The organism is Streptomyces sp. NPDC018833 (assembly GCF_044390825.1).
In the GTDB taxonomy this organism is placed as follows: Bacteria; Actinomycetota; Actinomycetes; order Streptomycetales; family Streptomycetaceae; genus Streptomyces.
Window position 1 is genome coordinate 236,346 of the sequence record NZ_JBIRZM010000002.1, and the last position, 23,162, is coordinate 259,507.

Consider the following 23,162-nt stretch of genomic DNA (forward strand, 5'->3'; position numbering starts at 1 on the left):
GCGCCGTGTCAGTCCTCGCCCTGCACCGGTTTTTCGATTCCCTTGCCCGTTTCCACCGCATCGCGGCGGCCTTGTGACCGTGCCTCGTCGAGCCGGGCGAGGGCGGGATGGTGCAGGTCGAAGGCGGGCGATTCGGAGCGGATCCTCGGCAGCGCGACGAAGTTGTGGCGGGGCGGCGGGCACGAGGTGGCCCACTCCAGGGAGCGCCCGTAGCCCCAGGGGTCGTCGACGTCGATGCGTTTGCCGATTTTGGCGGTCTTCCACACGTTGTAGAGGAACGGCAGTGTCGAGATGCCCAGCAGGAAGGCGCCGATCGAGGACAGGGTGTTGAGTGCGGTGAAGCCGTCGGCGGCGAGGTAGTCGGCGTAGCGGCGGGGCATGCCTTCGGCGGCGAGCCAGTGCTGGACGAGGAAGGTGGTGTGGAATCCGACGAACAGGGTCCAGAAATGGATCTTGCCGAGGCGTTCGTCGAGCATGGTGCCGGTCATCTTCGGCCACCAGAAGTGGAAGCCGGCGAACATCGCGAACACGACCGTGCCGAAGACGACGTAGTGGAAATGCGCCACCACGAAGTAGGTGTCGGTGACGTGGAAATCCATCGGTGGTGACGCCAGGATGATGCCGGTGAGACCGCCGAAGAGGAAGGTCACGAGAAAGCCGATCGACCACAGCATCGGCGTCTCGAAGGACAGGGACCCGGTCCACATCGTGCCGATCCAGTTGAAGAACTTGACCCCCGTCGGCACGGCGATCAGGAAGGTCATGAACGAGAAGAACGGCAGCAGGACGGCACCCGTCGCGAACATGTGGTGGGCCCACACCACCACCGACAGGCCGGTGATGGCGATGGTGGCGCCGACGAGCCCGACATAACCGAAGATCGGCTTGCGCGAGAACACCGGGATGATCTCGGTGACGATGCCGAAGAACGGCAGCGCGATGATGTAGACCTCCGGATGGCCGAAGAACCAGAACAGGTGCTGCCACAGCAGCGCGCCGCCGTTCTCGGGACTGAACACCTGCGCGCCGAAGCGGCGGTCCGCCTCCAGGACCAGCAGAGCGGCCGCCAGGACCGGGAACGCCATAAGGACGAGCACCGAGGTGAACAGCACGTTCCAGGTGAAGATCGGCATCCGGAACATGGTCATGCCTGGTCCCCGCAGGCAGATGATCGTGGTGACGAAGTTGACCGCGCCGAGGATCGTGCCGAACCCGGCGAGCGCGAGCCCCATGATCCACATGTCTCCGCCCACGAACGGCGCGCGTACGCCTCCGCTGAGCGGGATGTACGCGGTCCATCCGAAATCCGCCGCGCCCTGCGGTGTCAGCAGACTGCCCAGCACGATCAGGCCGCCGAAGAGGAACAGCCAGAAGGAGAACATGTTGAGACGGGGGAACGCGACGTCCGGCGAGCCGATCTGCAACGGCATGACGGCGTTGGCGAATCCGGCGAACGTCGGGGTGGCGAACAGCAGCAGCATGATCGTGCCGTGCAGCGTGAACATCTGGTTGTACTGCTCGCTGCTGATGATCTGGAGGCCGGGCCGCGCCAACTCCGCCCGGAGCAGCATCGCCATCACACCGCCGACGAGAAAGAAGAGGAACGACGCGATCAGGTACAGGTGTCCGACCTTCTTGTGGTCCGTGGTGGTGATCCAGGAGATCACCACGGCGCCTCGTCCGCGGTGCGGAACTGATAGCGGTGTGACGGGCTGCTCGGTCGGCGTCGCCATGGAAACCCTTCCGTATCAGGCTCGGCAGAGCACGGCCCACCGGACGGTGGCCGGGCCCCGGTGTGCCGTCTCCTGACTACCCCCTGCTCACCGGGTGACGCCCGAGGAAACGGCGGCGCGTAAGAGTGACCGTTCTGCCGCTGGTCCGGGCCCTCGGGCAGGGCGCCTTCAGGATCCACGCCGTCGAGGAGTCACGGCACATGACCGCTAGGACGACGATGCGCACCGGCTGGGCGCGTCCGATGGCCCTCCCCTCGGATGCGGGCCTCGTGAGCCGCGCCGCAGCGGCGATCCACCAGCGGATCCACGTGCTGCGCTCCGCACGCGGCCGCGTGCGGAGCGGGTGAACGGCAGGGCAGCCGCACCGTGCCGAGGCATACAGGCGTACGGGACGCCCCGCCGGGCGGGGCGTCCCCTGGGCGCTCGGGAAGCTCCCGGAGAGGGGCGCGGCGATACTGGGAGAAAGATCCTCGGCGACCGCGCATGCGGCAACCCCTGACCGCTCCACTGTGCGCCCGCGGCGTCACCCCCACCCCGGGGGACGACGCCGGATGTGCGTCCCCCCGCGGGAGGGGCCGGCGGGATGGGGTGGCCGGTCTTCCGCCCCCGTCCCCGCCGCCGTCGCCGCGCGGCTCGGGGGGCGAGCCGGAGGGCTCGCTGCCGGCCGTCCGTGCAGCGGCACCTCGCGCATCGGCCCTCTCCACGCCCCCGGTCCGGAGGTGGCGGCTGCACTGGTCCACGCGCTCGCGGCGACCGCTCCCGCGACGGCCGTCGCCGTCGACGTCCCCGAACACAAGGCGGCCGCCGTGAGGTGATGCGGTGGCTCGGGCACACGCCCGGTTCGGGGCCGCCCGGATGTACACCGGTCGGTCTCCGGGGTCGACCGGTCGGGAGCGTGCGGCATCACCTGTCGCGAACTCGGCCGACCCGCCGCACAGGCGTCACACTGTCCGCCGTCCGCCGTCCGCCGTCCGCGGTCGGCGTCGGCGGTCGGCGGTCGGCGGGGACGCGGTGCTCGCGCCAGACCGCACACGTGGCGGCGCCGGCCAGCTACGCTCGCCGAGCAGTGCGTTCGTCATCGGCGGGCCGCTGAACGGCTCCCGCGCCATCGTGATCAGTGGATCTTCACAACTGCACGACGGCTTCGACGCCTTCCCAGAGCCCGGACCGGGCACCATAGTGGCCCTCAAGGCCGGGTCCTGCCACAGGGGACCCGACGCACAGGCACCACCGGTTGCAAACGGCCCCACAGGAAGAGGACGACCCCCCGTGACACCTCACAGCGGCACCTTCGGATCCGCCGGCGAGCGTCTGCTGCAGAACCACCTCGGCAGCGCGGAACGGGCCGCCGGATTCTACGGCCGTCAGGTACAGCCCCAGCTCACGCCCCAGATGCGGGACTTCATACGACTCCAGAGCATGGTCTTCATCTCCACGGCCGATGCCGGAGGGGAGTGCGACGCCAGCTTCCGGGCCGGCCCGCCGGGTTTCGTCGTCGACTTGGACCAACGGACTCTGACCTACCCCGAGTACCGGGGAAACGGTGTCCTCGCGAGCGCGGGGAACATCACCGAGAATCCTCATCTGGGGCTTCTCTTCATCGACTTCACCCACCATCACATCGGCCTGCACGTCAACGGAACGGCGCTGCTGCGCACCGACGACGAGCAACGGCGGGCCCATCCCCACCTCCCTGTCGACACGGCGCCCGGACGCCGCCCCGACCTGTGGGTGCACCTCGTGGTGGAAGAGGCGTACGTGCACTGCTCGAAGCACATCCCGCACCTCGAACCGGCCCAGCGCCCGCGGCTCTCCGCGGACCACCGCCCCAAGGACGCCGAGTACTTCGTCGCCCCGCGCCCCTCGGCGCCGCCGGACTGCGCTCTGGTCCCGGTCCCCGGCCCCGCCCGCGACTCCGGCGCCTGGCCCGCCCGGGACCAAGTGAGGACGACTCCCTGACGACTCCCTGACGGCTGCCGCCGCGGTCATGTCTCCGGCAGGGGCTGCTCGGCCCAGATGGTCTTGCCGGTCGGGCCGTAACGGGTGCCCCAGCATTCGGTGACGCTCGCGACCAGCATGAGCCCGCGGCCGCCCTCCTCCAGGATCCGGGCGCGGCGCAGATGCGGCGCGGTACTGCTGCCGTCGGACACCTCGCACACGAGCGCCGTGTCCCGGATCAGGTGCAGCTGGATGGGACCGCCGCCGTAGCGGATGGCATTGGTGACGAGTTCGCTCACGATCAGTTCGGTCGTGAAGACGGCGTCGCCGAAGCCCCATGTCTCCAGTTGCGCGGAGGCGTACTTGCGGGCCGCGGCGACGACGGCCGGGTCGGCGGGCAGGTCCCAGCTGGCGTAGTGGGCCGGGCCCAGCCGGCGGGTGCGGGCCAGGAGGAGTGCGACGTCGTCGTCGGGACGCCGGTCGCTCAGAAGGGCCCGTACGACGGTGTCGCAGGTGTCCTCCAAGGACGGCTCGGGGTGGGCGAGGGTGTCGCGCAGGACGTCGAGCGCGGCATCGATGTCGCGGCCGGGCAGTTCGATGAGACCGTTGGTGTACAGGGCCAGGAGGCTGCCCTCGGGGATCTCGAATTCGACCGCCTCGAACGGCAGGCCGCCCACGCCGAGAGGCGGTCCGGCCGGCACATCGAGGAGCACGGCGGAGCCGTCGGGGCGGACGAGTACGGGTTCGGGGTGCCCGGCCCTGGCCATCGAACACCGCCCCGAGACGGGGTCGTACGCCGCGTACAGACATGTCGCCCCGACGACGGACGATGTGCTTCCGCTGTCCTGCGCCTCCTCGCGATCCAGCTTGAGGACGAGGTCGTCGAGCTGGGTGAGCAGTTCGTCCGGCGCCAGGTCCACGTCGGCGAGGGTGCGTACGGCGGTGCGCAGGCGGCCCATGGTGGCCGACGCCTGGACTCCGTGGCCGACGACATCGCCCACCACCAGGGCGACCCGGGCACCCGACAGCGGGACGACGTCGAACCAGTCGCCGCCGATGCCCGCCCCTGTCGCGCTCGGGAGATAGCGCGATGCGACCTCCACGGCGTGCTGCCGTGCCGTCCGGCGGGGCAGCAGACTGCGGTGGAGCGCCAGGGCGGTGGCGTGCTCGCGGGTGTAGCGGCGGGCGTTGTCCACACAGACCGCGGCACGGGAGACGAGTTCGCCCGCGAGCAGGAGATCGCTGTCGTCGAAGGGTTCGGCGGTCCGGTGGCGGCAGAAGATCGCGATGCCCAGGGTGGCGCCGCGCGCCTTGAGCGGGGCCACCACCATCGAGTGGATCCCGTGGGTACGCATGCTCCGGGCCTGTGCGGGATCGACCGCCCACCACCGCCGCCGGGCGTCTTCGTCGATCACGTACCGTGCCGCCTCGCCCTCCACCAGGGCGCGGCCGAGTGCCGAGTCGCGGGCGCAGGTATGGCGCTCCCCCAGCGGCACGACCGACTCGGGGCAGCCCTCCAGGACCGAGCCCTGGGCCACGCGGCGGAAGACGAGGGCGTCGCCGCCCGTGGCCGGCCTCGCCTCCTCGCCCTCCATGACACCCGCCAGCAGGTCCACGGTGGCGAAGTCGGCGAAGCTCTCGGTGGCCAGCTCGACCAATTCCTCGGCGGTGCGGCGCAGGTCCAGCGTGCTGCCGATGCGCATGCTCGCCTCGTTCAGCACGGCCATGCGGCGGCGCGCCCAGAACTGCTCGGTGGTGTCGATGGTCACCACGCAGACGCCCTGCACGGCGCCCGTGCTGTCCTTCACCGGGGAGAGCACGGCCACCCACGCGTGTTCACCGTCCCCGGGCAGCAGGCGCGTCTCGTACGTCCTTGGCTCACCGGTCCCCAGCACCTCCGCGACAGCCGCATCGAGGCCCTCGGCGCCCTCCAGCAGCACGCCCGGCGCGATCTCTCCGGGCAACAGCCCGCGCAGCTCCTCACCGGATCTGTCGATCGAGGCCCTGGCGGCCGTGTTGACCGAGACGAGGCGCCTTCGGCGGTCGAAGAACGCCACCGGCACCGGAAGCTGCTCCAGGATCCAGCCCGGCAGTTCGGACAGGGCCCGGCCGTCCCGCGTCTTGCTTCCGTTGTGTGCGGGCTGGTCGGCGCGCCCCGGTGCACGGGAGGGGGACGGAGGGGGCGAGCCGGATCCTGCCGGTGGTGCCGGAGGCGTTCCGGTCACCGCCGGTGGCCGGGGCACTCCGTCGTTCGCGCCCGGCCGTCCGCTCATGCGGATGCCCATGGGCCCACCACTTCGTCCTGCGCCGCTCGGACCGCCGAACCGCGGACCGTTCACGGCTCTGATCCCAGCATGCTCCCCCCACCCAGGGAGGCTCAACCAGTGGCCAGGCGCACGGGGCGGGTCCCTCGCGGCGCCCCGGGAGCTGGTGCTGTTCGGTGTTCGTCTTCGCGATGGCTCGCCGCCGCGAGGGCTGAGGGGCGCGCCGGGGACCGGTGGCACCGGCGGTGGCGCTGCGCGGCCCGACGATGGTGTGCCGCGGGAGAGTGCGGTCGGTGCGCGCCCCCGGCTCTCAGGCGTGTCGGATGAGGAGAGCCGTGATGTTGTCGTCGCCGCCCGCGTCGAGGGCGTGTCCGACCAGCGAACGGGCTTCCTGCAGCAGCTCGTTGCCCCCGCCCGTCGCCTGCGGGCGGCGGGCGAGCACCGCCCGCAGGTCATCCGCACCGGGCAGGCAGCGCCACAGGCCGTCGGTGCACAGCAGCAGGCGGCCCGGTGCGCGCGGTCGCCTGCTACGGACCTGCGGTGAGGGTTCGTCGGCGCCGGCCCCCAGCCACGAGGTGATCACCTCGTGTTCGCCGGTGTCGTCCTCGGTGAGCAATACTCCCGGCCCCTCGTCGGGCAGCCAGTAGGCACGGCTGTCGCCGACCCCGGCGCTCCAGACGCCGGCGGCGTCCGCGACGGCCGCCACGAATGTGCACGCGGGGGCGGCGTCCGGCGACGCGGCCAGCGCCGCGACGGCGTGAAATGCCCGCAGGGCGGCATCGGCGAGCGCGGTTTCCGGCACGGCGCCCGCGCGCAGCCGTGCGGCCAGTACGGCCACTCCTGTCCGGGCCCCCAGCCGGGCAGCGCGCTCCGCCATCGGCGACATGGACACTCCGTCGCACACGGCGGCGACCGTCCATGTGCCGACGGTGGCCAGAGCCATCGCATCCGCGTTGACGGCGCGGCGCCTGCCCCGGTCGCTGACTCCTGCCGCGCGGCCGCCCGCCGTGATCTCCACATGCGCGTGGTACGCCGGCTGCGCCGCTCCGCAGTCCCAGCACCAGCCGTCAGGGGCCACCGTTCCGCCGCATCGCACACAGCACGCCAAGTCCTTCATCGATCAGGGATCCTGTCACGCCGTGGGCGCGACGGCACCCGTGCCGACCTGCTCGCGGCAGCCTTCTGCCGACGCGATGGTGATGGTGATGGTGATGACGGTATCGGTGACGGTGAGACGGTATCGGTGAGGGTGACGGTTCACGCGACGGCAACCCACCCGCAGCCGCACGGGCGTGTCCCGCGCCTTCGCTCATGGGACTCCGGCGGCCGACGCCGCCCCACGGGCCACTCCCGCACCTTCGAACGAGGCCCATGCAGTTCGACACTCCTCCCTGGATCGCCCATCTCTTCCAGCGGCAACGGCTGCCCACACCGCGGGCCGCCGTCGCGCGCGGCGCGGTCGCCTGTGGGCCGCTGCCCGCCATCGGGCTGGCTGCTGTTCCTCCGTCTCGTGCCGCCGTCGCGCGGGCGTTCGACGGCGGGGCCGCTGCGGGGTGAACGGGAGGCGGTGGCAGGCGTCCTCGACGCCCTGGCCGATGCCCTCGCCGAGGTGGGACGACCGGGGGCAGAGGCGGCCCGGCGGCAGCTCACCGCCGCTCTCGACCGCGCCGACGAGGCGCTGCTCCTGCGGCGACCGCTCCGGGTCGGGCGCTGCCGCCGGGACGAGGCGGAGTTCGCCGCTCCCGGCGAGCCCACCGGGCAGCGCCTCGCGCTGCGCCAGGCGGCATACACGGCCCTGGCCGAGGCCCGGTCCGCCGCGGGGACCGCCGCCGCCGAGCTGCGCCCTGTCCCGGACATACCGGAGCCCGGCCTGGCTCCGGGACGCTGCCAGACCGGCCCGGGTAGGGCGCCCCGAAGCCGTACCGGCTCCATCCGGCCCGGCCGGCCGGAGCCTCCCGGGTGCCACCCGCCACAGGCCCGTACTCGTATGCGCGGGCCCCCCGGACGCTGGCCCTGCACATGCACAACCCGTGGCCCCGGGGAAGCATGGAAGCGTCAGCCTGCAAGCCGCCCGGGGCCACGGGTGGCCCGGAAAGCGGTGAAGCGTGCAACCACACCCGCCGACGGCTCCGGCAGGGCGATGAGCAGCCCGGACCGGCTCCCGGCGCCCTCGTTCCTCAAGGCCGTGTTCGACGCCCTGGGCGCGGGGATCTACGTCACGGATGCCGAGGGCCGCGTCACGGCGGCCAATCCCTGGGCGCAGCGGATCCTGGGTCGGTCAGAGGACGAGACGCGAGGGCACGATCTGCACGACCTGCTCCACCGCGACGCGGACGGCAGGCCCGTCCCCCGTAAGGAGTGCCAGATTCTCGACGTGCTGGCCGACGGGCGGCCCGCCGAGGGGAGCAGCGACTACTACCTGCGGGCGGACGGCACCGTGACACCGGTCATCTGGGCGGCCACGGCGCTGGTGCAGGACGACCGCGTGGTCGGTGCCGTGATCGTCTTTCACGACTTCACCCTGCACCGCGAGGCCGCCGAACGGACCGCCGCCCATCTGGCGGCGCTGGAGGAGCTGACCGGTCGGCTGAGCACCGTGGCAGGCATCTCCACCGTTCTCGTCTCCACCCTGGACATCCCCGAGATGCTGCGGCGGCTCGTGCGGCTGCTGGTGCCCGAACTCGGTGACTGGGCCGCCGCGGATCTGATCCAGCCGGAAGGGACCCAGGAGGTGCAGCGCCTGGCCGTCCACAGCTGGCACGACCCCGGGGCCGCGCAGTCGCTGGAGGGGCCGCTGCCGCCGCTGCCCGCGAGGTCCGCCGGGGTGCTGTCGCGGGTCCTGCGCCATGCGGAGAACGTTCTGCTGGATGCCGCAGACCTGGCCGGTCAACCGGATTCTCCGTTCGCGCAGGCCCACCGGGAGCTGTTCGACCGCCTCGGCGGGCACTCGGCCGTCGTGGTGCCGCTGTACACGCGCCGCAAGGTCTACGGCGCGCTCACCGTCGCGCGTACGGCCGGCTCTCCGGCGTACACCGAGGCGGATCTGCTGGTGCTGGCCGATATCGGCCGCCGGGCCGGGCTGGTCATGGACAACGCCCTGCTGTTCGACCAGCAGCGCCATGTCGCCGAGACCATGCAGCGTCAGCTGCTCACCCCACTGCCGCAGATCAACCGGCTGCTGATGGCCGCCCGTTACTGGCCCGCCCAGAGGGCAGCGGAGATCGGCGGCGACTGGTACGACTCCTTCCTCCTCGCCGACGGGGTCACCACCATGGTCATCGGGGACGTCGCCGGGCACGATCTCAAGGCGGCCGCGCACATGGCCGAGGTCCGCAACATGCTGCGGGCGCTGGCGTGGGACCGGCAGGAGCCGCCGAGTCTCATCATGCGCCGCCTCGACGAGGCCATGACGCACACCAGTGACGCCCCGATGGCGACCGCGATCTTCGCCCGCATCGAGGGCCCACCGGGAGGGCCCTGGCAGATGCACTGGGTCAACGCGGGCCATCCGCCTCCGTTGTTGGTGACCGACGACGGTCATGCCCGTTTCCTGGAGGAGGGGCACGGGCCCCTGCTGGGGATGAGTTCCGCCATGCATCTCGGCCTGAACTGGCCCGACGCCCGGGTGGAGTTGCCGCCGAGATCCACGCTGCTGCTGTACACCGACGGGCTGGTCGAGAGCCGCTCACAGCCCATCGACAGCGGGCTCGCGCTGCTGCGACGGCACGCCTCCGCGCTGTCGCGCCGTGAGGTGGAGAACTTCTGCGACGAGTTGCTCTCCCGGATCGACCCGAGCGGCGACGACGTCGCCCTGCTCGCCCTGCGTCTGCCCGCCGCGGGAGAGGGCGTTGACGACGAGGAACCGCAGCCCCCGCACGCGGCGCACAATCCGGCCGCCGACGACCGGGCTGCTCCCGGTTCCCGTGTCGAGTACACACCCGTCCGGAACGCCGACGAAGAGGTCCGGGAGACCCGACGGCAGGCCTGATGTGTCCAGGCGATCGGCTACGGCCGCCGCCAGTCGTCCTCCCGCAGGTGGGAGCCCGCCATCGGTCCCATGCGGAGCATGCCGCCGTCGACAGCCCACGACGCTCCGGTGACGTACGTGGCGTCCGCGCCGGCGAGGAACGCGATGACCGCGGCCACCTCGCGGGCGTCGCCCGGGCGGCGCAGCGGGATGCCGGGGCGCTCGGCACGGTGCACGTCGGCGTCCTCCTGGCCGGTCATGGGTGTCGCGATCTCGCCGGGAGCGACGGCGTTCACCGTGATGCCGTGCTCGGCAAGTTCGAGCGCCATGACCTGGGTCAGCAGGCCGAGACCGCCCTTGGCCGCGCAGTAGGGCGCGGCTCCCACGCGGGGCTGGTGCTCGTGGACGGAGGTGACGTTCACGATCCGGCCGCCGCCGCCCTGGGCGATCATCCGGCGTGCGGCCCGCTGGCTGCACAGCAAGGGGCCGACGAGGTCGACGTCGACGACCTGGCGCACGGTCTCCAGGTCGAGTTCCAGGAAGGGGACGGCGGTTCCTGTTCCCGCGTTGTTGACCAGCACGTCGATGCGGCCGAGTTGGTCGGCCAGGTCGTCCACCACCCCGGCGGCGTCGGGGAGTCGGGTCAGGTCCATCTGTGCCACGGCCGCCTTGCGGCCGTGGGCGCGTACCTCGTCCGCCGTCGCCTCCCCGCCCTCGCGGTCGGTGTGGAAGGTGATGCCGATGTCCATGCCCGCCGCGGCGAGACGGACAGCGGTGGCACGGCCGATACCGGAGTCAGCGCCCGTCACGACGGCGACCGGGGCGGGCTGACGTTCCTGGTGGGTGCTCATGGCTCCTCCGTCGCTGATCGACGGCCGTGGCGGGCAGGGCAGCGGGACGGCTCAGGTCGCGCGCCGTCGCTCCTCGTCGCTCCACTTGCGCGTGTCGCGCGGCTCTACGTACGGCTCCTCGGCCACCGGATGCCCGCCCGCGACGGCCCGTTGCCGGCTCATCTCGGCGTCGAATTCCAGGCCCAGCAGAATGGCGAGGTTGGTGATCCACAGCCACACCAGGAAGACGATCACTCCCGCGAGGGTGCCGTACGTCTTGTTGTACGAGCCGAAGTGGGCGACGTAGAGGGCGAAGCCCGCCGAGGCGAGCAGCCAGATCACCACGGCGAGGAGACTACCCGGTGTGACCCAGGAGAAGCCGCGGCCCCGCGCGTTGGGCGCGGCCCAGTACAGCAGGGCGATCAGCAGGCTCACCAGGACCACGAGAACCGGCCATTTCGCGATCGACCACACGGTCATGGCGGTGTCACCGAGGCCGAACGCCGTTCCCACCTGCCGGGCGATGCCACCACTGACGACCACGATCAGCGCACTGGCGCTCGCCAGGATCATCAGCGCGACGGTCACTGCCAGGCGCACGGGCAGGATCTTCCAGGCCGGCCGGCCCTCGGGCATGTCGTAGACCGCGTTGGAGGAGCGGATGAAGGCCGCCACATAGCCGGAGGCCGACCAGAGCGCTCCGAGGAGACCGACGACGGCCAGGACCGATCCGGTGCCGGCACTGTCCTGAAGCTGTGTGACCGCATTGGTGATCACGTCGCGGGCCGCCCCGGGGGCCAGTTGCTGGAGGTTGTCCACGACCCTCTGGGTAGTGTCCGCTCCGGCGATCCCGAGCAGGGACACGAGGACGAGCAGGGCGGGAAAGAGGGCGAGCACGCCGTAGTAGGTCAGCGCGGCGGCGCGGTCGGCGAGTTCGTCGTCCTTGAACTCCTTGACGGTCCGGCGCAGCACCTGTCCCCAGGACTTCTTCGGCAGCTCCGCGGGGCTGCCGGGAACGCCCGGCCCGCTGTCCCGTCGATCGTCCGCCGCCGGGAGCGTGTCGCGCCCCGGGCGGGGGTCGTGGCCGGAGCGCGCGCTGTCGTCGGCGCGGGTGCCGTGGCCGGCGCGCCCGGCACGCCCCCCGCCGCCGCGCGGTGCGGCGGGGGCCGGGTGTGCGCCCTCCGGTGCATGAGTACGGCGGGCCCGGCGGGACGTCATCCGTGCCTCCTGCGCCGTGCCAGCATCATCAGCAACAGGACCACGGCCGCCCCTGCTGCGAGTGAGGCCGCTTTGCCACGCGGCGTGCCCACGGTGGCGCTGACCTGCTCCTTCGCGTGGCCGGTCTTCACCGCCATCTGTTCCCTGGCATGCTCCGTCTTCGCCGCCACCTGCTCCTTCGCGTGGCCGGTCTTCACCGCCATCTGTTCCCTGGCAGCCGTCGCGGTCCTCTTGGCCCGCGCCTTCATGTCCGTCCTTGCGGCCAGTTCTTCGACGGTCCGGCCGAGTTCCTCGCGGGAATGCTCTACCTGGGCCCGGAGCTCCTGCAGCCCGGGCCTGCCCGTGTTGTCGGGGACGGGAGTGCCGCTCATCGGTGTGCCCTTTCCTTGATCTCCTCCATGTCGGCCCTGACGCTGTCGATCGTCTGCCGCGGTGCGGGCGGGGTGGCCCGCTTGACGTTCTTCCTCCCCGCGACGGCCAGTACCGCGGCGACGAGGAAGAGAAGACCGGTGACGATCAGCGCGGCTGCCCACCAGGGCAGGACCAGCGCCAGTGCGATGATCGCCGTCGCGCTCAGGGCCTGGAGGCCCAGGACGGCGAAGAGGCCGGCACCGCCGAAGAGCCCGCCGCCCACGCCGAGGCGCTTGCCCTTCTCGGTCATCTCCGCCTGCGCGAGACGCATCTCGGCGCGCACCAGTTGCGAGATCTGCTGGGACGCGTCGGAGACCAGGGCGCCTATCGGCTCGTCGGCTCTGGTCCGATGGATCTGACTCACGGTCTTCACCGCCTTCCGTGTCGTGGCCCGTCCTCTGCACTGGGCATACCCCCGGGTACCCAGGAAGGAGGGCGCCACGCACGCCGTGCCGGTCACGCCGGGAGGCCGCCGCCCGTCAGTCGGGCAGGGCGGTGTGGTCGGGGTGGTGCCGGGTACGGCGGCGTTCTTTCATCTCGGCCTCGTACAGATGGTCCCGGCCAGCCGCGAGCCGGTCGCGCACCTCGAGTTCGACGGCGGCGAACGGACGGTAGTAGGTGGCGTTGTAGGCCTCGACGATCTGGTACGTCCAGTGTCCGGGGATCACGTTGCGGCCCAGGATCTCCCGCTCGACCAGGTCGGCCTCCCGATGGTGCCCGGCCTCGCGGAGCAGCCGTACGGCGTCGTCGAGGCCGAGGTCGGCACGGCCGGTCAGCTGGTGGAACGCGTAGAGGTGGCCGCGGGCCCGTTCCGTGGTCTCCAGCGACTTCGACAGGATTCCGAGTGCCTCCACTGTGGTGTCGCAGACGCCCGGCGGGCGCTGGTGCTGCGGATCCGGTCCGTCGTGGTCCACGCTGTGACGGCCTGTGCTCATGTTCGCCCGCTCCCCACGCTCGCTGCTGTTCACCGGCGGTGCGCTCCGCGCCCTGGGGCGAGCGCAAGCGGTTCATACGGTATGCGAAGGATCAGCCGATTCTGCGTATCGGGTGCCGGCCGTGGGGCCGCTCGTTCCGCCGTGGAGATGTGCGGTGGACGCGCTGAGCGAACGGGGCGCGTACGGCCCAGCTCCGGAGCGGGGGACGACGGCGATGTCGTACGCGGTGGAATACCTGCGGGCGCACCGGCCGCGTCGGTCATGACGGGCCCGGTCCGGGTGCGGGCGCCGCACAGCGCGGAGGGGCTGGTGCCGAACCAGCGGGCCACGGCGCGGCGCAGTGTCCGGGCGTCGCTGAAGCCGAGCAGGCCCGCGATGTTGTGCAGTGGGAGATCGCTCGCCGTGATCAGTTCCTCGGCGCGGACGAGGCGTACGGAGTCGACGAGCGACTCGTAGGAGGTGCCGTGCTCGGCCAGGCGGCGGCGCAGGGTGCGCTCGCTCATGCCGAGGGCGAGCGCCTGCTGCGCGAGCGGCGGGACATGGGGCAGGCTGCGGGCGACGGACACCTCCAGGCCCTGCACCAGGTCGTGGCGTTCGCGTCCCTGTGCGTGGGCTGCGTCGAGGAGGGCTCCGAAGAACAACCTCCGCCGCGGCGGGTCGTTCCTCGAGGTCCAGCGGCTGGTGGACGGGCAGTGGGACCGCGTGCGGGACGACGGCGACTGGGACACCACCTACCGCTGGGTGCGGATCAACGGGGTGACCGGCACCTCGAAGGCAGTGATCACCTGGAGGCCGGCGGCCGGGACTGCGGCCGGGACCTACCGGATCTTGCACCACGGCGACTGGAAGAGCCTGTTCGACAAGGTCACGGCGTTCACCGGCGTGACGAAGCCGTTCACGGTCCGCTGACACGGGCACGGCCAAGGAGGACGAAGGGGGCACCGGCCGGTCCGGCCGGTGCCCCCTTCGGTGTCAGTCCGCCGCGGTGAGCTGCTCCAAGGTCCGCTCCAGCCCCGGCAGCGCGGATCGGGCTTCGTCGGTGTCCGAAGACGACACCTCCGCGAGCAGGGCGCGTACCCGGGCAACGGCCTCGTCGGTGCGGTGCAGTTCGCGCTCGGTCCAGGCCGTGCGGACCACGCAGCGGATGCGCTCGTCCAGGACGACGGGGCCGAGAGCCGCGTAGGCGGCAGCCGCCTTGTCCAGCAGCTCCACGGCCTCGCCGCGGACCCGGTCCGCGGCGGAGACGTGTCCGGTGTCGGACGGGCCCGCCGGCTCCTGAACCGCGTCGTCCGCGTCCGCGTCGTGGCCCTCGTCCGCGTCGTGGCCCTCGTCTGCGTCGTCGTCCTCGTCCTCGTCCTCGTAGAGCGGCTCCAGGAGCAGTTCGGCCGTCTGCGCCCAGGTCCGTGCACGCTCCACAAGGAGGTCGGTGCTCGGGTCGTCGCCGTCGACCGCCTCCAGTGCGCGCGCCATCAGGTCCCGTGCGCCGTCCGCCCTGCCCTGCCGGACCTCCAGCCAGGCCAAGGACCGCAGGACCCGCGCGCACGCGCCCGGTTCGCCGACGGCCTGCCACAGACCGACGGCGCGGTGGTAGGCGGCCGACGCCTCGTCGAGCAGTCCCGCGCCCGACAGGCACTCGGCGGCCAGCGTGGCCAGTTGGGCGTGCGGACGGTCGTCGTCCCAGCCCTTGGCCACGTCGGCAGCGAGCAGATACTGCTCGGCTGCGGCCCGGTGGTCGCCGAGCGCGCGCAGACTGCGGGCGAGCACGTCGCGGGACTGCACCGCCTGGTCGTCGCCGAGCCGCACCAGGTCGGGCAGGGCTGACTCCAGCACCTCGGCCGCCTCGGCCGCGCGGCCCGAGGCGGCGTACGCCTGGGCGAGGACATGCCGCGCGTACGCACCCGCGACCGCGGTGTCGCCGGCGGCGTCGAACCAGTGCGACGCCTCAAGGGCATGCGCGGCCGCCTCGTCCCCCTTGCCGTCGATCTGCTGGAGAACCTCCGCCAGGGTGAGCCGAATCCTGCCCAGCTCCTCCGGCGCGACGAGCTCGGCGCTGTGCTCCAGTGCGGCCCGGGCGCTCTTCTCCGCCTGCTCGGGGTGCCCCAGGAGGAGCAGGAGGGAGGCGCGGCGGGCCAGGGGCTCCGCCGCGTCCCAGGGGCGGCCCGCGTCGAGGCAGCGCTGCGCCGCCGAGGCGAACAGGGCATCGGCCCCGGCCGCGTCCCCGCTGCGCCACGCCTGTTCGGCCCGGGCCTCCTCGGCCTCGGCCACCAGGTCGTCCACGCCCGCCGCGCCGTCACCCGCGCCGCCGCCGAAATCCGCGACGAAGGCGGCCAGGCCGGCGTCGAGGTGCTCGCGACCGTGGTGGTGTTCGAGGTCGTGCTGCTCCTCGTGTCCCGCGCCGCCGCCACTCTCGCCGTGGGTGAGGACGGGCTCCAGCTTGACGCCCGTCAGCGCGACCGATGCGATGCGCCGCCGTCTGGTCGGATCGGCCGGATCCAGTGCGTGCGCCGATGCCTCGGCTGTCGCGAGAAGTTCACGCACCTCCTCGGGTGACGCGTCGCCCTGGACCGCCGCGTAGAGCACGCGCAGCTCGTTGAGAGCGGCGCGGCTGGGGTCGCCTACCGCGCGGTAGGCCGCGACGACCTGCTCGAACAGCCCCCGAGCCATGGGCGCGTCGCCCCTGCGCGCCACACTGAGGGCCTGGTGCTCCTGCAGTTCGGCCGCGAGCAGCGGATCGGGAACGTCCTCACTGCCGGAGACAAGCGCCTCGACACGGTCCCACAGGAACGCCGCCCGGGGGTGGCCCTGCTCCCTCAGCGCCCGTGCCTCCGCGGCCAGTTCGGCCACGGTCTGGTCGGGGCGGGCGTCGGCCGCGGGCCGGGCCGGGGCAGCGGTCACGGACCCGGGCGTGGCGGGTGCGGCCTGCGTGAGGTGTGCGGTCCGCACCCCCAGGGCCAGACGATCGGTGAGCGGCTCGCGCTCCAGCCGCTCGGCGAGCCGGCGCGAGACGACATCGCTGCCGTTGCGCGCGTCGAAGCGGTCCGCGATGGCCCGGGTCTGGGCGTCCAGGAGGTCGTGCAGTTCGGCTACGGTGCGCCCGGCTCCCTCGTACGCGACAGCCGGTTCGTCCGCCAGGCCGAGCTGCAGCAGCCGGCGCAGCAGGACGAGCACGCCGGTGAACAGCTGCTGGCGAGCCCACGGGTTGCCGTCGGAGGTGAGGTGGGCGGCGTGCTCGGCGAGCAGTTCGAGGCCGCGACCCTCGTTGCCGGTGAGAGCGCAGAACTCGATGTGCTGGCCGATCGAGGGCAGGAGGCTCTCGTTGCCCCGCGCCATGCGGTATCCGCGCAGGTGGTTGGCGCGGGCCTGGTCGATACGGCCCGTGCGCACCAGGGGCAGGAGGGACTTGGCGAGGACGCGGTGCGGCTCCTCCATGCAGCTGGAGTGGCCGCCGAGGACGGGCTCCCAGGTGTGCAGGGCCTTGTCGTCCTGGCCCTGGTCGAGCCAGTACTGGCCCTGATCGTTCAGTTCGCAGGCGTGGCAGTTGGCCATCCGGTCGCGGTCGGCCGCGGTCCACGCGGCGAACGCGCGGGCGGCGCGCCCGGTGTCGCCCGTGTCGTTGGCGAGCTCGAACTCGGCCTGGCGCACGGCCCGTTCGCTGAACCCGGCGATGCGGTAGCGGTGCTCCATCTCGGCGAGCCACTGCTCCATGGTCGCGAGCGGCATCTCAGGGAGCGTCAGCATGCCGGAGCTGACCCACTTGAACATCCAGTGGAAGGTGTGGGTGTCGTGCGCGCCGAAGGCGGCGGGGTCGCGGTCCCACTCCTGGAGGAGGCGCGCGAAGGGGACCATCATCTTGCCGCGCTCGGTGCTGTACTCGTACGCCTTGATCAGGCCGAACAGGGCCCTGCGGATCACATTGCCCTCGCCGGTGGAATCGGCCGCCGCGACGAGCTCCTCGGCGCGTGCGTTGCGCAGGAGGCCGTTGGGCGCGGACTCGTTCTCCCACAGGGCCCGCTGGATCTCCTCAACGCTCGGGTGAGTGGTCACTTGTCGCCCTCCTCGGACGTGTCGGTCTGCCGGGCGGTGACGGGGTGCGTGGCCCACTCGAGGAGGCCGAGGAAAGCGCGGTTGAGCAGTGAGCTGTCGGCGGGGCGCAGTGGGCGCTGGGCCATGAGGAGGGCCTGCCCGTAGAGCGACTCGACAGCGGTTCCGGCGAGTTCGCCGTCGGTGATGGCGGCGATCCGGCGGACGAGGGGATTGTTGTGGTTGAGGACGAGGCGTGCGCGCGGCGCGGAGCCGCGCAGTGCGCCGAGGATGTCGCTCCACAGGGCGTCCGCGCCTTCTTCGGCGGCTGCGCGGTCCCGCTCGTGGCGGGCCTGGCGGTCGTCGAGGAAGAGGGCCGGTACGGTCACGGGCTGGAATGCGCGCAGGGTGACGTCGCAGCCGAGGGCGTCGAGCCGGGTCCTGGCCGTGGCGAGGAAGCCGGCGAGGGCGAGCTCCTGCCGCGGCTCGACCGGGTCGAGCTGCGCGGTGACGGCGCCCGCGTCGAGCTCGCTGACGGTGACGCCCTGCCTGACCTGCGGGAGAAGCGCGATCAGGTCGGCGTCGTAGGTGTATCCGCCGTTGACCACGCCGAGGCCGTGGGCCGCGGCGATGGGCGAGACCTGGCGGAACTCCTCGACGGTACGGGTGAAGTGGACGTGCGGGTGGGCGCTGACGAACTCGTCGAGGGTGGCCTGCCCGTCTGTCGTCTCGAACGGCAGCCAGGGCAGCATCAGGGCGAACAGGTCCGCGTCGTGGCGTGCCATCGACTTGACGCCCAGGTGGTGCACGGCCAGGAAGGACGCGAGCCGGTCGGGCTCGCCCGCGGCGAGCTCGGCGAGCCACTGGCGGATCCGGACGCCGAGCGCCTCGCGCACGGCGGCGAGGGTCTCGTCGTCGTACAGGTTCTCCCGGGACGCCGTGGGGCGCAGGGTGTCGGTGTCGAGGACGACGCGGACGAAGAACGCCCAGTCGGGCAGGAGGTTGTCCGCCCGGTCGGTGAGCAGCATGCCCTTGAGGTAGACCCGGTGGACGGCGCGGTGCGCGGGGCTGGTGGCGGCGGGCAGCACGTAGGCGACGCCCCGTACGCCGGCGACCGGCAGGTCGAGGTCGATGGAGTCCAGCGGGCTGAAGCCGAAGACGCGGGAGCAGTGCCCGGCGAGCGCGACGCGGCGTGCGGTCGGCGTGGGGTGGTGGCGGTCCCAGGCCGCGGGCCGTTCGGTGACGGGCCGGTCCGTGGCGTCGGGGCCGGTGAACATCACGTCGTGGGGCAGCAGCGAGCCGAAGTCCCGCGCCAGTTCGAGCACGCGGTCGGGGTCGGTCCACTCCTCGGCGCCGGGGCGCGGCTCCAGCCGGACGGTGGTGCCGGGCTCGGGGTGCGCGTCGTGCGGGAGAGTGCGCACGGTGTACGAGCCGTCGTCGGTGGCGAGCCATTCGACGGGCGGCTCGCCGGGCCTGCGGGCGGAGCGGGAGACGACGCGGATCTGCCGGGCGACGACGAAGCAGGCGAGCAGGCCGATGCCGAACTGGCCGAGGAACTCCTGCCGTGCGTTCTCCAGGCCGTCGCGCTTGGAGCTGCGGCCGATGGTGGCGAGCAGGGTGTGCACCTCGTCGGAGGTGAGACCGATGCCGGAGTCCTGCATGACGACGGCGTCGCCGGTGGCGGTGAGGCGGATCCGCTGCGGCGCGCCGGGGTCGTGGGCGAGGCGGGCGGTGACGGCGTCCACGGCGTTCTGCAGCAGTTCGCGGACGTAGACGCGGGGGCTGGAGTAGAGGTGGTGGGAGAGCAGGTCGACGAGGCCGCGCAGGTCGACCTGGAAGGAGTTGACCGACGGCGCGGCGGTCGCGGATACGGGCGCCGTGGGCGCATGGGGCGGGGTGGTCGCGGACACGGGCGCCGTGGGCGCATGGGGCGGGGTGGTCGCGGATCCGGGCGAAGGTGCGGCGGATCCGGAGGGAATTGCGGCGGAGGCGGATTCGGACGGGTGCATGTTCATAGGCGCGAGGGGCGACCGCACGGCTCCGGACGGTCGCCGTGGGTGCGGGGTCGGGCGATCGCGGGGTCCCCCCCTCACGAATCGCGATGGGCCCGGCCCAGGTCCCGGCCGTGCGGACACGCGGGCGTGCGGGCACGCGCGGGCATGGTCGAGGAGGACTCGGAATTGATGACCATGGTAGGGACGGCCACTGACAATGCCCATAGGGTTTCGCCCCCGATCTTCCGTCCGACGGCTGTGCGGGCGAGCGTCGTAGGCTGGTGTCATGACGGAGCGCAAGCCGCCGGGCGTGAGTTTCGAGACCTTTGTCGACAAGCAGATCCGCGATGCCGCCGAGCGGGGCGAGTTCACGGAGCTGCCCGGTTTCGGCAAGCCCCTGCCGGACGGGGACGCCGCCTACGACGAGTTGTGGTGGATCAAGCGGAAGATGCACCGGGAGGGCCTGTCCGTTCTCCCACCCGCCCTCGCGCTGCGCAAGGAGGCGGAGGACGCGCTGGAGAAGGCCGTGCGGGCACCGTCGGAGTCGGCGGTACGCCGCATCGTCGCGGAGATCAACGAGAAGATCAGGGCGATGCTGCTGCGTCCGCCGCCGGGACCGCCGCTGGGTCTGAAGCCCTACGACGCGGACGCGGTCGTCGAGGAGTGGCGGCGGGCCAGGTCCTGAAGAACGGCCGCGCGGCGGCCCCTTCGGCCCGCCCGAAGGGCGGTGCGGCGGGCCGTCGGTCCGCCGGCCCGGACGAACGCGGGCCGGAGTCTGCGGGGCGGGGCGGAACGCGTCGTTTCCATTGACGGGCGAAGGGTGATGCCTGGGGAGAGGCGCGGGGTTCGACGGGCGAAGGCAATGCCCGGGGACGGGCGGGGGCGTGGCCGCTCCCCACGGCCGGCGGTCAGACCGGTTCGGCGCCCAGCCACGCCGCGACGGCACGAGCGATCGGCTGCCCGGTCTCCAGCTCGATGAAGCCGAACTGACCGCCCTGGTTGCACTCCAGGAACCACCATGTGCCCTCCGCGTCCTCCGCGAAGTCGAAGGCTCCGTACGCGAGATCGGCGTGCTTCTTGTAGGTCTCGACGGCCCGGGCGATCGGTACGGGCACGTCCACGGGCTCCCAGGTGTGGTCCGTGTCCCCGAACCGGCCGTCGACCTGGCCGGCTTCGGCGACCTTGCGTGCGGCGAAGTGCGTCTCGCCGACGCTGGTCAGTCGGATGTCGGCGCGTTTGGGGATGTAGCGCTGCAGCAGGGTGGGGGCCGCGGCGACGCCGGAGAAGTCGGCGTCGGGCGGTACCAGGGTCGTGGGCAGCGCCATGGGCGGATCCCCCGGCCACTTGCCCGAGACGGATTTCACCACCACCTGCCGGTACTGCTCGGCGAACTGGCGGGCGATCGACGGATAGGTGGTGACGAGGGTCGCCGGCACCGGGAAGCCGCTGCGGTGGGCGATGCGCATCTGCCACGGCTTTCGCCGGGCCTTGGCGGCGGCGCTCGGATGGTTCATCCAGCGCGCCGCCGTGGAGTCGAGCATTCCGTACAGCGCGTGGCCGCTCTCGTCGGTCAGCCAGGCGGAGGGCTCTTCGGCGCGTGCCGCCGGTTCGCCCGGCCTGCGGACCCATACCGAGCGCAGCCCGTCGACACTGGCCACGCGCCCGCCGGTGGACAGGTAGCCGCGGAACTCCCCCCTTACGTACTCCGCGGACAGGGCGACATCGCCGGGCAGGTCGCCCGGGTCGAACCGCACGAGCGGCACGCCCTGTTGATGCAGTTCCGCCACCACCAGATCCGCGGTGACGTCCTCCTCGCACGTCAGCACCAACACCGTCACAGCGCGCGGTCCGGCTCAGTCGTCGAAGTGGGTCGCGGAGCCCGCCTTGGACGTCGTCGTCCCCGCGGCGGCGAGCAGAGCCCGGTCCGCGATGGCCGGACGCCCGTCGGGCAGGACGTTCAGCTGAAGCGCGGAGTCGTACGAGTAGGTGGCCAGGGCCGGGGCCGGCTCCGCGGGCCGTGCATAAGTCCACGCAAACGGTTTCATCTGCTGCTTCCTCCCCTGCCCGTGCGGTCGCGCCGGGCTTTCATGTGACAGTACGTGACAAATACGTCATGAACTCAACACATAGAGTGACATTGTGAATGTTGTTCACCGAAAGACCTTCGGATCCGAACATGACCCGTCGGAGACACGCCCCGCCGGAGCCAATGAGACAGACGCGTCACACGCCTCAGGGGTTTCAAGTGTTGGCCATGACGTGACGCAGATGACACGGCAATAGCCTCAAAGTACCGTAAGAGCCCCGCAGTTGAGAGATGTGTGACGCGTACATCTCTCAACTGCGGGGCTCTTGGCTTGTTGTCAACCCGCCTGTGCCGAACCGTGATCGGGGAAGCCGTACATCACGCGCTCGACGGACGCGTACGTCGCCCCGTGATCCGCCAGGGTCTCCGCCACCACACCAGGTCGGGCGGCGAGGGCGAGCAGCAGGTGCTCGGCGCCGATCGTGCGGTCACGCCGGCCGAGCGCGATCCGCAGCGACTTCTCCAGCACGTCTTTCGCGCCAGCCGCGAAAGGGCGACGGCCCGACCGCTTCCGGGGCCGGCCCAGCCTGCCGTGCGCGAGCGCACCCGCCCCATGGGCCTCCTCCACGCGCGCGACGATCCGGTCGACATCGATCCCGATACCCGCGAGCGCCGCCTCGTCGGCCTTCGTCATACCTCCGCGCCGGCGGGCCTCCGCGAGCGAGGACTCCAGGGCGTCGCGCCGGTCGAGGACCCCGAGGGCCCGAAGCGCGAACTCCGTCCGGCCGCCCGGCAGATCCAGCAGCGAGAGCAGCAGGTGCTCGTCGGTCACGGTTGGTGCATCCGCCCGCTCGGCGCAGCCGACGGCACCGGTCACCACAGCCCGCGCATCGCGGGTGAATCGTTCGAACATCACTGCCTCCCGTACTTCTTGTGGACGGCCTGGCGACTCACTCCCAGTTCCGCCGCGATGTCCTGCCAGGACCAGCCCTGATGACGGGCGCTTCGGACCTGCACGGCCTCGAGTCGCTCCAGGAGCCGGCGCAGCGCGGCGACGGCTCGCAGCCCGACGCGGGGGTCGCGGTCGCCGGCCCGTTCGGCGAGATCGGTTGCTTCGGTCATGATGTCAACCTACGTTGACATGGAGCGAGTGTCAACCTTGATTGACACCTCTCGCGTGGACGTGTCGGACACCGGGCCGGACCCCACGATGGACAGGGTGGGCAGTCGACCAAGGAGCGAAAACCGAGGAGCGGAACATGAAAAGCGCCGACCTGCTGACAGACGCGTTCGACCGGGTGCGCGAGGTGGTCCACGAGGCCGTCGAGGGGCTCTCGGCCGACGACCTCGCGGCCCGGCTGGACGAGGGATCCAACTCGGTCGCCTGGCTCGTCTGGCACCTGACCCGTATCCAGGACGACCATGTGGCCGACGCCGCGGACTGGGAGCAGGTGTGGACCGCACAGGGATGGGCCGGCCGATTCGGGCTGCCCTTCGCCGATTCCGCGACGGGCTACGGGCACAGGCCCAAGGACGTGACCGCCGTGCGCCCGGATTCCCCCGACCTGCTGCTCGGCTACCACGACGCCGTCCACGAGGAGACGCTGCGCTTCGTGCGCACCCTCGACAACGCGGCGCTCGACCGGGTCGTCGACACATCCTGGTCCCCGCCGGTCACCCTGGGCGTGCGCCTGATCAGTGTGATCTCCGACGACCTCCAGCATGCCGGACAGGCGGCGTTCGTACGAGGCAGCATCGGCCGACGGCAGTCCTGACGCGCCTCCGGTCCCTGACATCGACGGCCCCGACGCGCCGGATGGCGGTCA

24 protein-coding genes are annotated in these 23,162 nt (G+C 72.0%); 8 read left to right on the forward strand and 16 right to left on the reverse strand.

What is annotated here, in order from left to right:
* Window positions 1-8: 8 nt before the first annotated feature.
* Entirely contained in the window at window positions 9-1,733 is a 1,725-nt protein-coding gene (gene ctaD / locus ACH5AF_RS05025; RefSeq protein ID WP_398900010.1) for a cytochrome c oxidase subunit I, read from the reverse strand.
* Window positions 1,734-1,933: 200 nt separating this feature from the next.
* Here ctaD and ACH5AF_RS05030 point away from each other — a divergent pair, with 200 nt between their 5' ends.
* The 3 genes from ACH5AF_RS05030 (at window position 1,934) to ACH5AF_RS05040 (ending at window position 3,692) form a co-directional block, all read left to right on the forward strand.
* Complete coding sequence (locus ACH5AF_RS05030) at window positions 1,934-2,080, forward strand: hypothetical protein (protein ID WP_398900011.1); 147 nt, start codon at window positions 1,934-1,936, stop codon at window positions 2,078-2,080.
* 204 nt (window positions 2,081-2,284) lie between these two features.
* Complete coding sequence (locus ACH5AF_RS05035; RefSeq protein ID WP_398900013.1) at window positions 2,285-2,548, forward strand: hypothetical protein; 264 nt, start codon at window positions 2,285-2,287, stop codon at window positions 2,546-2,548.
* A 454-nt stretch (window positions 2,549-3,002) separates the two neighbouring features.
* Window positions 3,003-3,692, forward strand: a complete 690-nt coding sequence (locus ACH5AF_RS05040) for a pyridoxamine 5'-phosphate oxidase family protein (RefSeq protein WP_398900014.1) — start codon at window positions 3,003-3,005, stop codon at window positions 3,690-3,692.
* A gap of 26 nt (window positions 3,693-3,718) precedes the next feature.
* Here ACH5AF_RS05040 and ACH5AF_RS05045 read toward each other — a convergent pair whose 3' ends face one another.
* From ACH5AF_RS05045 to ACH5AF_RS05055, 3 genes are all read right to left on the reverse strand, one after another.
* Window positions 3,719-5,956 (reverse strand): SpoIIE family protein phosphatase, encoded by a 2,238-nt coding sequence (locus ACH5AF_RS05045; protein WP_398900015.1) that lies wholly within the window; start codon window positions 5,954-5,956, stop codon window positions 3,719-3,721.
* A gap of 289 nt (window positions 5,957-6,245) precedes the next feature.
* Window positions 6,246-7,052: a PP2C family protein-serine/threonine phosphatase gene (locus tag ACH5AF_RS05050; RefSeq protein ID WP_398900016.1), complete on the reverse strand. Its 807-nt coding sequence runs from the start codon at window positions 7,050-7,052 to the stop codon at window positions 6,246-6,248.
* Between the two features lie 15 nt (window positions 7,053-7,067).
* On the reverse strand, window positions 7,068-7,196 hold the full coding sequence (locus ACH5AF_RS05055; RefSeq protein WP_398900017.1) for a hypothetical protein: 129 nt from the start codon (window positions 7,194-7,196) through the stop codon (window positions 7,068-7,070).
* A 110-nt stretch (window positions 7,197-7,306) separates the two neighbouring features.
* On the opposite strand from ACH5AF_RS05055, the gene ACH5AF_RS05060 reads away from it, so the two are divergent.
* Together ACH5AF_RS05060 and ACH5AF_RS05065 are read left to right on the forward strand one after the other, a co-directional pair.
* Window positions 7,307-7,492 carry a hypothetical protein gene (locus ACH5AF_RS05060; RefSeq protein WP_398900019.1) on the forward strand — a complete coding sequence of 62 codons (186 nt, stop codon included), beginning with the start codon at window positions 7,307-7,309 and terminating at the stop codon, window positions 7,490-7,492.
* A 583-nt stretch (window positions 7,493-8,075) separates the two neighbouring features.
* A complete protein-coding gene (locus ACH5AF_RS05065) occupies window positions 8,076-9,923 on the forward strand; it encodes a SpoIIE family protein phosphatase (RefSeq protein WP_398900442.1) in 1,848 nt (615 codons plus the stop codon).
* A gap of 17 nt (window positions 9,924-9,940) precedes the next feature.
* On the opposite strand, the gene ACH5AF_RS05070 is transcribed toward ACH5AF_RS05065, so the two are convergent.
* The 6 genes from ACH5AF_RS05070 to ACH5AF_RS05095 all read right to left on the reverse strand — a co-directional run bounded on the left by ACH5AF_RS05070 (window position 9,941) and on the right by ACH5AF_RS05095 (window position 13,937).
* Window positions 9,941-10,753, reverse strand: a complete 813-nt coding sequence (locus ACH5AF_RS05070; protein ID WP_398900020.1) for an SDR family oxidoreductase — start codon at window positions 10,751-10,753, stop codon at window positions 9,941-9,943.
* Between the two features lie 51 nt (window positions 10,754-10,804).
* On the reverse strand, window positions 10,805-11,950 hold the full coding sequence (locus ACH5AF_RS05075; protein ID WP_398900021.1) for a YihY/virulence factor BrkB family protein: 1,146 nt from the start codon (window positions 11,948-11,950) through the stop codon (window positions 10,805-10,807).
* On the reverse strand, window positions 11,947-12,321 hold the full coding sequence (locus ACH5AF_RS05080) for a DUF3618 domain-containing protein (protein WP_398900022.1): 375 nt from the start codon (window positions 12,319-12,321) through the stop codon (window positions 11,947-11,949). The genes ACH5AF_RS05075 and ACH5AF_RS05080 overlap by 4 nt, the downstream gene beginning before the upstream one ends.
* A complete protein-coding gene (locus ACH5AF_RS05085; RefSeq protein WP_398900023.1) occupies window positions 12,318-12,725 on the reverse strand; it encodes a phage holin family protein in 408 nt (135 codons plus the stop codon). Before ACH5AF_RS05085 ends, ACH5AF_RS05080 begins: the two co-directional genes overlap by 4 nt.
* 115 nt (window positions 12,726-12,840) lie before the next feature.
* Window positions 12,841-13,296 carry a hypothetical protein gene (locus ACH5AF_RS05090; RefSeq protein WP_398900024.1) on the reverse strand — a complete coding sequence of 152 codons (456 nt, stop codon included), beginning with the start codon at window positions 13,294-13,296 and terminating at the stop codon, window positions 12,841-12,843.
* A gap of 29 nt (window positions 13,297-13,325) precedes the next feature.
* Complete coding sequence (locus ACH5AF_RS05095) at window positions 13,326-13,937, reverse strand: helix-turn-helix transcriptional regulator (protein ID WP_398900025.1); 612 nt, start codon at window positions 13,935-13,937, stop codon at window positions 13,326-13,328.
* A gap of 40 nt (window positions 13,938-13,977) precedes the next feature.
* Between ACH5AF_RS05095 and ACH5AF_RS05100 the strand changes: the two genes are divergently transcribed.
* Window positions 13,978-14,205, forward strand: a complete 228-nt coding sequence (locus tag ACH5AF_RS05100) for a neutral/alkaline non-lysosomal ceramidase C-terminal domain-containing protein (protein WP_398900026.1) — start codon at window positions 13,978-13,980, stop codon at window positions 14,203-14,205.
* 63 nt (window positions 14,206-14,268) lie between these two features.
* On the opposite strand, the gene ACH5AF_RS05105 is transcribed toward ACH5AF_RS05100, so the two are convergent.
* Window positions 14,269-17,340, reverse strand: coding sequence for a tetratricopeptide repeat protein (locus ACH5AF_RS05105; RefSeq protein ID WP_398900027.1), 3,072 nt, complete (start codon window positions 17,338-17,340; stop codon window positions 14,269-14,271).
* Window positions 17,337-19,226, reverse strand: a complete 1,890-nt coding sequence (locus tag ACH5AF_RS05110) for an HSP90 family protein (protein WP_398900028.1) — start codon at window positions 19,224-19,226, stop codon at window positions 17,337-17,339. Before ACH5AF_RS05110 ends, ACH5AF_RS05105 begins: the two co-directional genes overlap by 4 nt.
* A gap of 370 nt (window positions 19,227-19,596) precedes the next feature.
* Between ACH5AF_RS05110 and ACH5AF_RS05115 the strand changes: the two genes are divergently transcribed.
* Window positions 19,597-19,995: a DUF1992 domain-containing protein gene (locus ACH5AF_RS05115; protein WP_398900029.1), complete on the forward strand. Its 399-nt coding sequence runs from the start codon at window positions 19,597-19,599 to the stop codon at window positions 19,993-19,995.
* A 223-nt stretch (window positions 19,996-20,218) separates the two neighbouring features.
* Here the strand turns inward: ACH5AF_RS05115 and tgmB are convergent, their stop codons facing one another.
* The 4 genes from tgmB to ACH5AF_RS05135 all read right to left on the reverse strand — a co-directional run bounded on the left by tgmB (window position 20,219) and on the right by ACH5AF_RS05135 (window position 22,458).
* Complete coding sequence (gene tgmB, locus ACH5AF_RS05120; protein ID WP_398900030.1) at window positions 20,219-21,148, reverse strand: ATP-grasp ribosomal peptide maturase; 930 nt, start codon at window positions 21,146-21,148, stop codon at window positions 20,219-20,221.
* Between the two features lie 15 nt (window positions 21,149-21,163).
* Window positions 21,164-21,355, reverse strand: a complete 192-nt coding sequence (gene tgmA, locus ACH5AF_RS05125) for a putative ATP-grasp-modified RiPP (protein WP_215179866.1) — start codon at window positions 21,353-21,355, stop codon at window positions 21,164-21,166.
* A gap of 318 nt (window positions 21,356-21,673) precedes the next feature.
* A complete protein-coding gene (locus ACH5AF_RS05130) occupies window positions 21,674-22,249 on the reverse strand; it encodes a Clp protease N-terminal domain-containing protein (protein WP_398900031.1) in 576 nt (191 codons plus the stop codon).
* Window positions 22,249-22,458 carry a helix-turn-helix domain-containing protein gene (locus ACH5AF_RS05135; protein ID WP_398900033.1) on the reverse strand — a complete coding sequence of 70 codons (210 nt, stop codon included), beginning with the start codon at window positions 22,456-22,458 and terminating at the stop codon, window positions 22,249-22,251. The genes ACH5AF_RS05130 and ACH5AF_RS05135 overlap by 1 nt, the downstream gene beginning before the upstream one ends.
* 137 nt (window positions 22,459-22,595) lie before the next feature.
* On the opposite strand from ACH5AF_RS05135, the gene ACH5AF_RS05140 reads away from it, so the two are divergent.
* Window positions 22,596-23,111: a DUF664 domain-containing protein gene (locus ACH5AF_RS05140; RefSeq protein ID WP_398900034.1), complete on the forward strand. Its 516-nt coding sequence runs from the start codon at window positions 22,596-22,598 to the stop codon at window positions 23,109-23,111.
* Window positions 23,112-23,162 lie beyond the last annotated feature (51 nt).

Coding starts and splice junctions, on each gene's coding strand:
- ctaD (WP_398900010.1), bottom strand. CDS start 1,733: ATGGCGACGCCGACCGAGCAGCCCGTCACACCGCTATCAGTTCCGCAC.
- ACH5AF_RS05030 (WP_398900011.1), top strand. CDS start 1,934: ATGACCGCTAGGACGACGATGCGCACCGGCTGGGCGCGTCCGATGGCC.
- ACH5AF_RS05035 (WP_398900013.1), top strand. CDS start 2,285: ATGTGCGTCCCCCCGCGGGAGGGGCCGGCGGGATGGGGTGGCCGGTCT.
- ACH5AF_RS05045 (WP_398900015.1), bottom strand. CDS start 5,956: ATGGGCATCCGCATGAGCGGACGGCCGGGCGCGAACGACGGAGTGCCC.
- ACH5AF_RS05050 (WP_398900016.1), bottom strand. CDS start 7,052: ATGAAGGACTTGGCGTGCTGTGTGCGATGCGGCGGAACGGTGGCCCCT.
- ACH5AF_RS05060 (WP_398900019.1), top strand. CDS start 7,307: ATGCAGTTCGACACTCCTCCCTGGATCGCCCATCTCTTCCAGCGGCAA.
- ACH5AF_RS05065 (WP_398900442.1), top strand. CDS start 8,076: ATGAGCAGCCCGGACCGGCTCCCGGCGCCCTCGTTCCTCAAGGCCGTG.
- ACH5AF_RS05070 (WP_398900020.1), bottom strand. CDS start 10,753: ATGAGCACCCACCAGGAACGTCAGCCCGCCCCGGTCGCCGTCGTGACG.
- ACH5AF_RS05075 (WP_398900021.1), bottom strand. CDS start 11,950: ATGACGTCCCGCCGGGCCCGCCGTACTCATGCACCGGAGGGCGCACAC.
- ACH5AF_RS05080 (WP_398900022.1), bottom strand. CDS start 12,321: ATGAGCGGCACTCCCGTCCCCGACAACACGGGCAGGCCCGGGCTGCAG.
- ACH5AF_RS05090 (WP_398900024.1), bottom strand. CDS start 13,296: ATGAGCACAGGCCGTCACAGCGTGGACCACGACGGACCGGATCCGCAG.
- ACH5AF_RS05115 (WP_398900029.1), top strand. CDS start 19,597: ATGACGGAGCGCAAGCCGCCGGGCGTGAGTTTCGAGACCTTTGTCGAC.
- tgmA (WP_215179866.1), bottom strand. CDS start 21,355: ATGAAACCGTTTGCGTGGACTTATGCACGGCCCGCGGAGCCGGCCCCG.
- ACH5AF_RS05130 (WP_398900031.1), bottom strand. CDS start 22,249: ATGTTCGAACGATTCACCCGCGATGCGCGGGCTGTGGTGACCGGTGCC.
- ACH5AF_RS05135 (WP_398900033.1), bottom strand. CDS start 22,458: ATGACCGAAGCAACCGATCTCGCCGAACGGGCCGGCGACCGCGACCCC.
- ACH5AF_RS05140 (WP_398900034.1), top strand. CDS start 22,596: ATGAAAAGCGCCGACCTGCTGACAGACGCGTTCGACCGGGTGCGCGAG.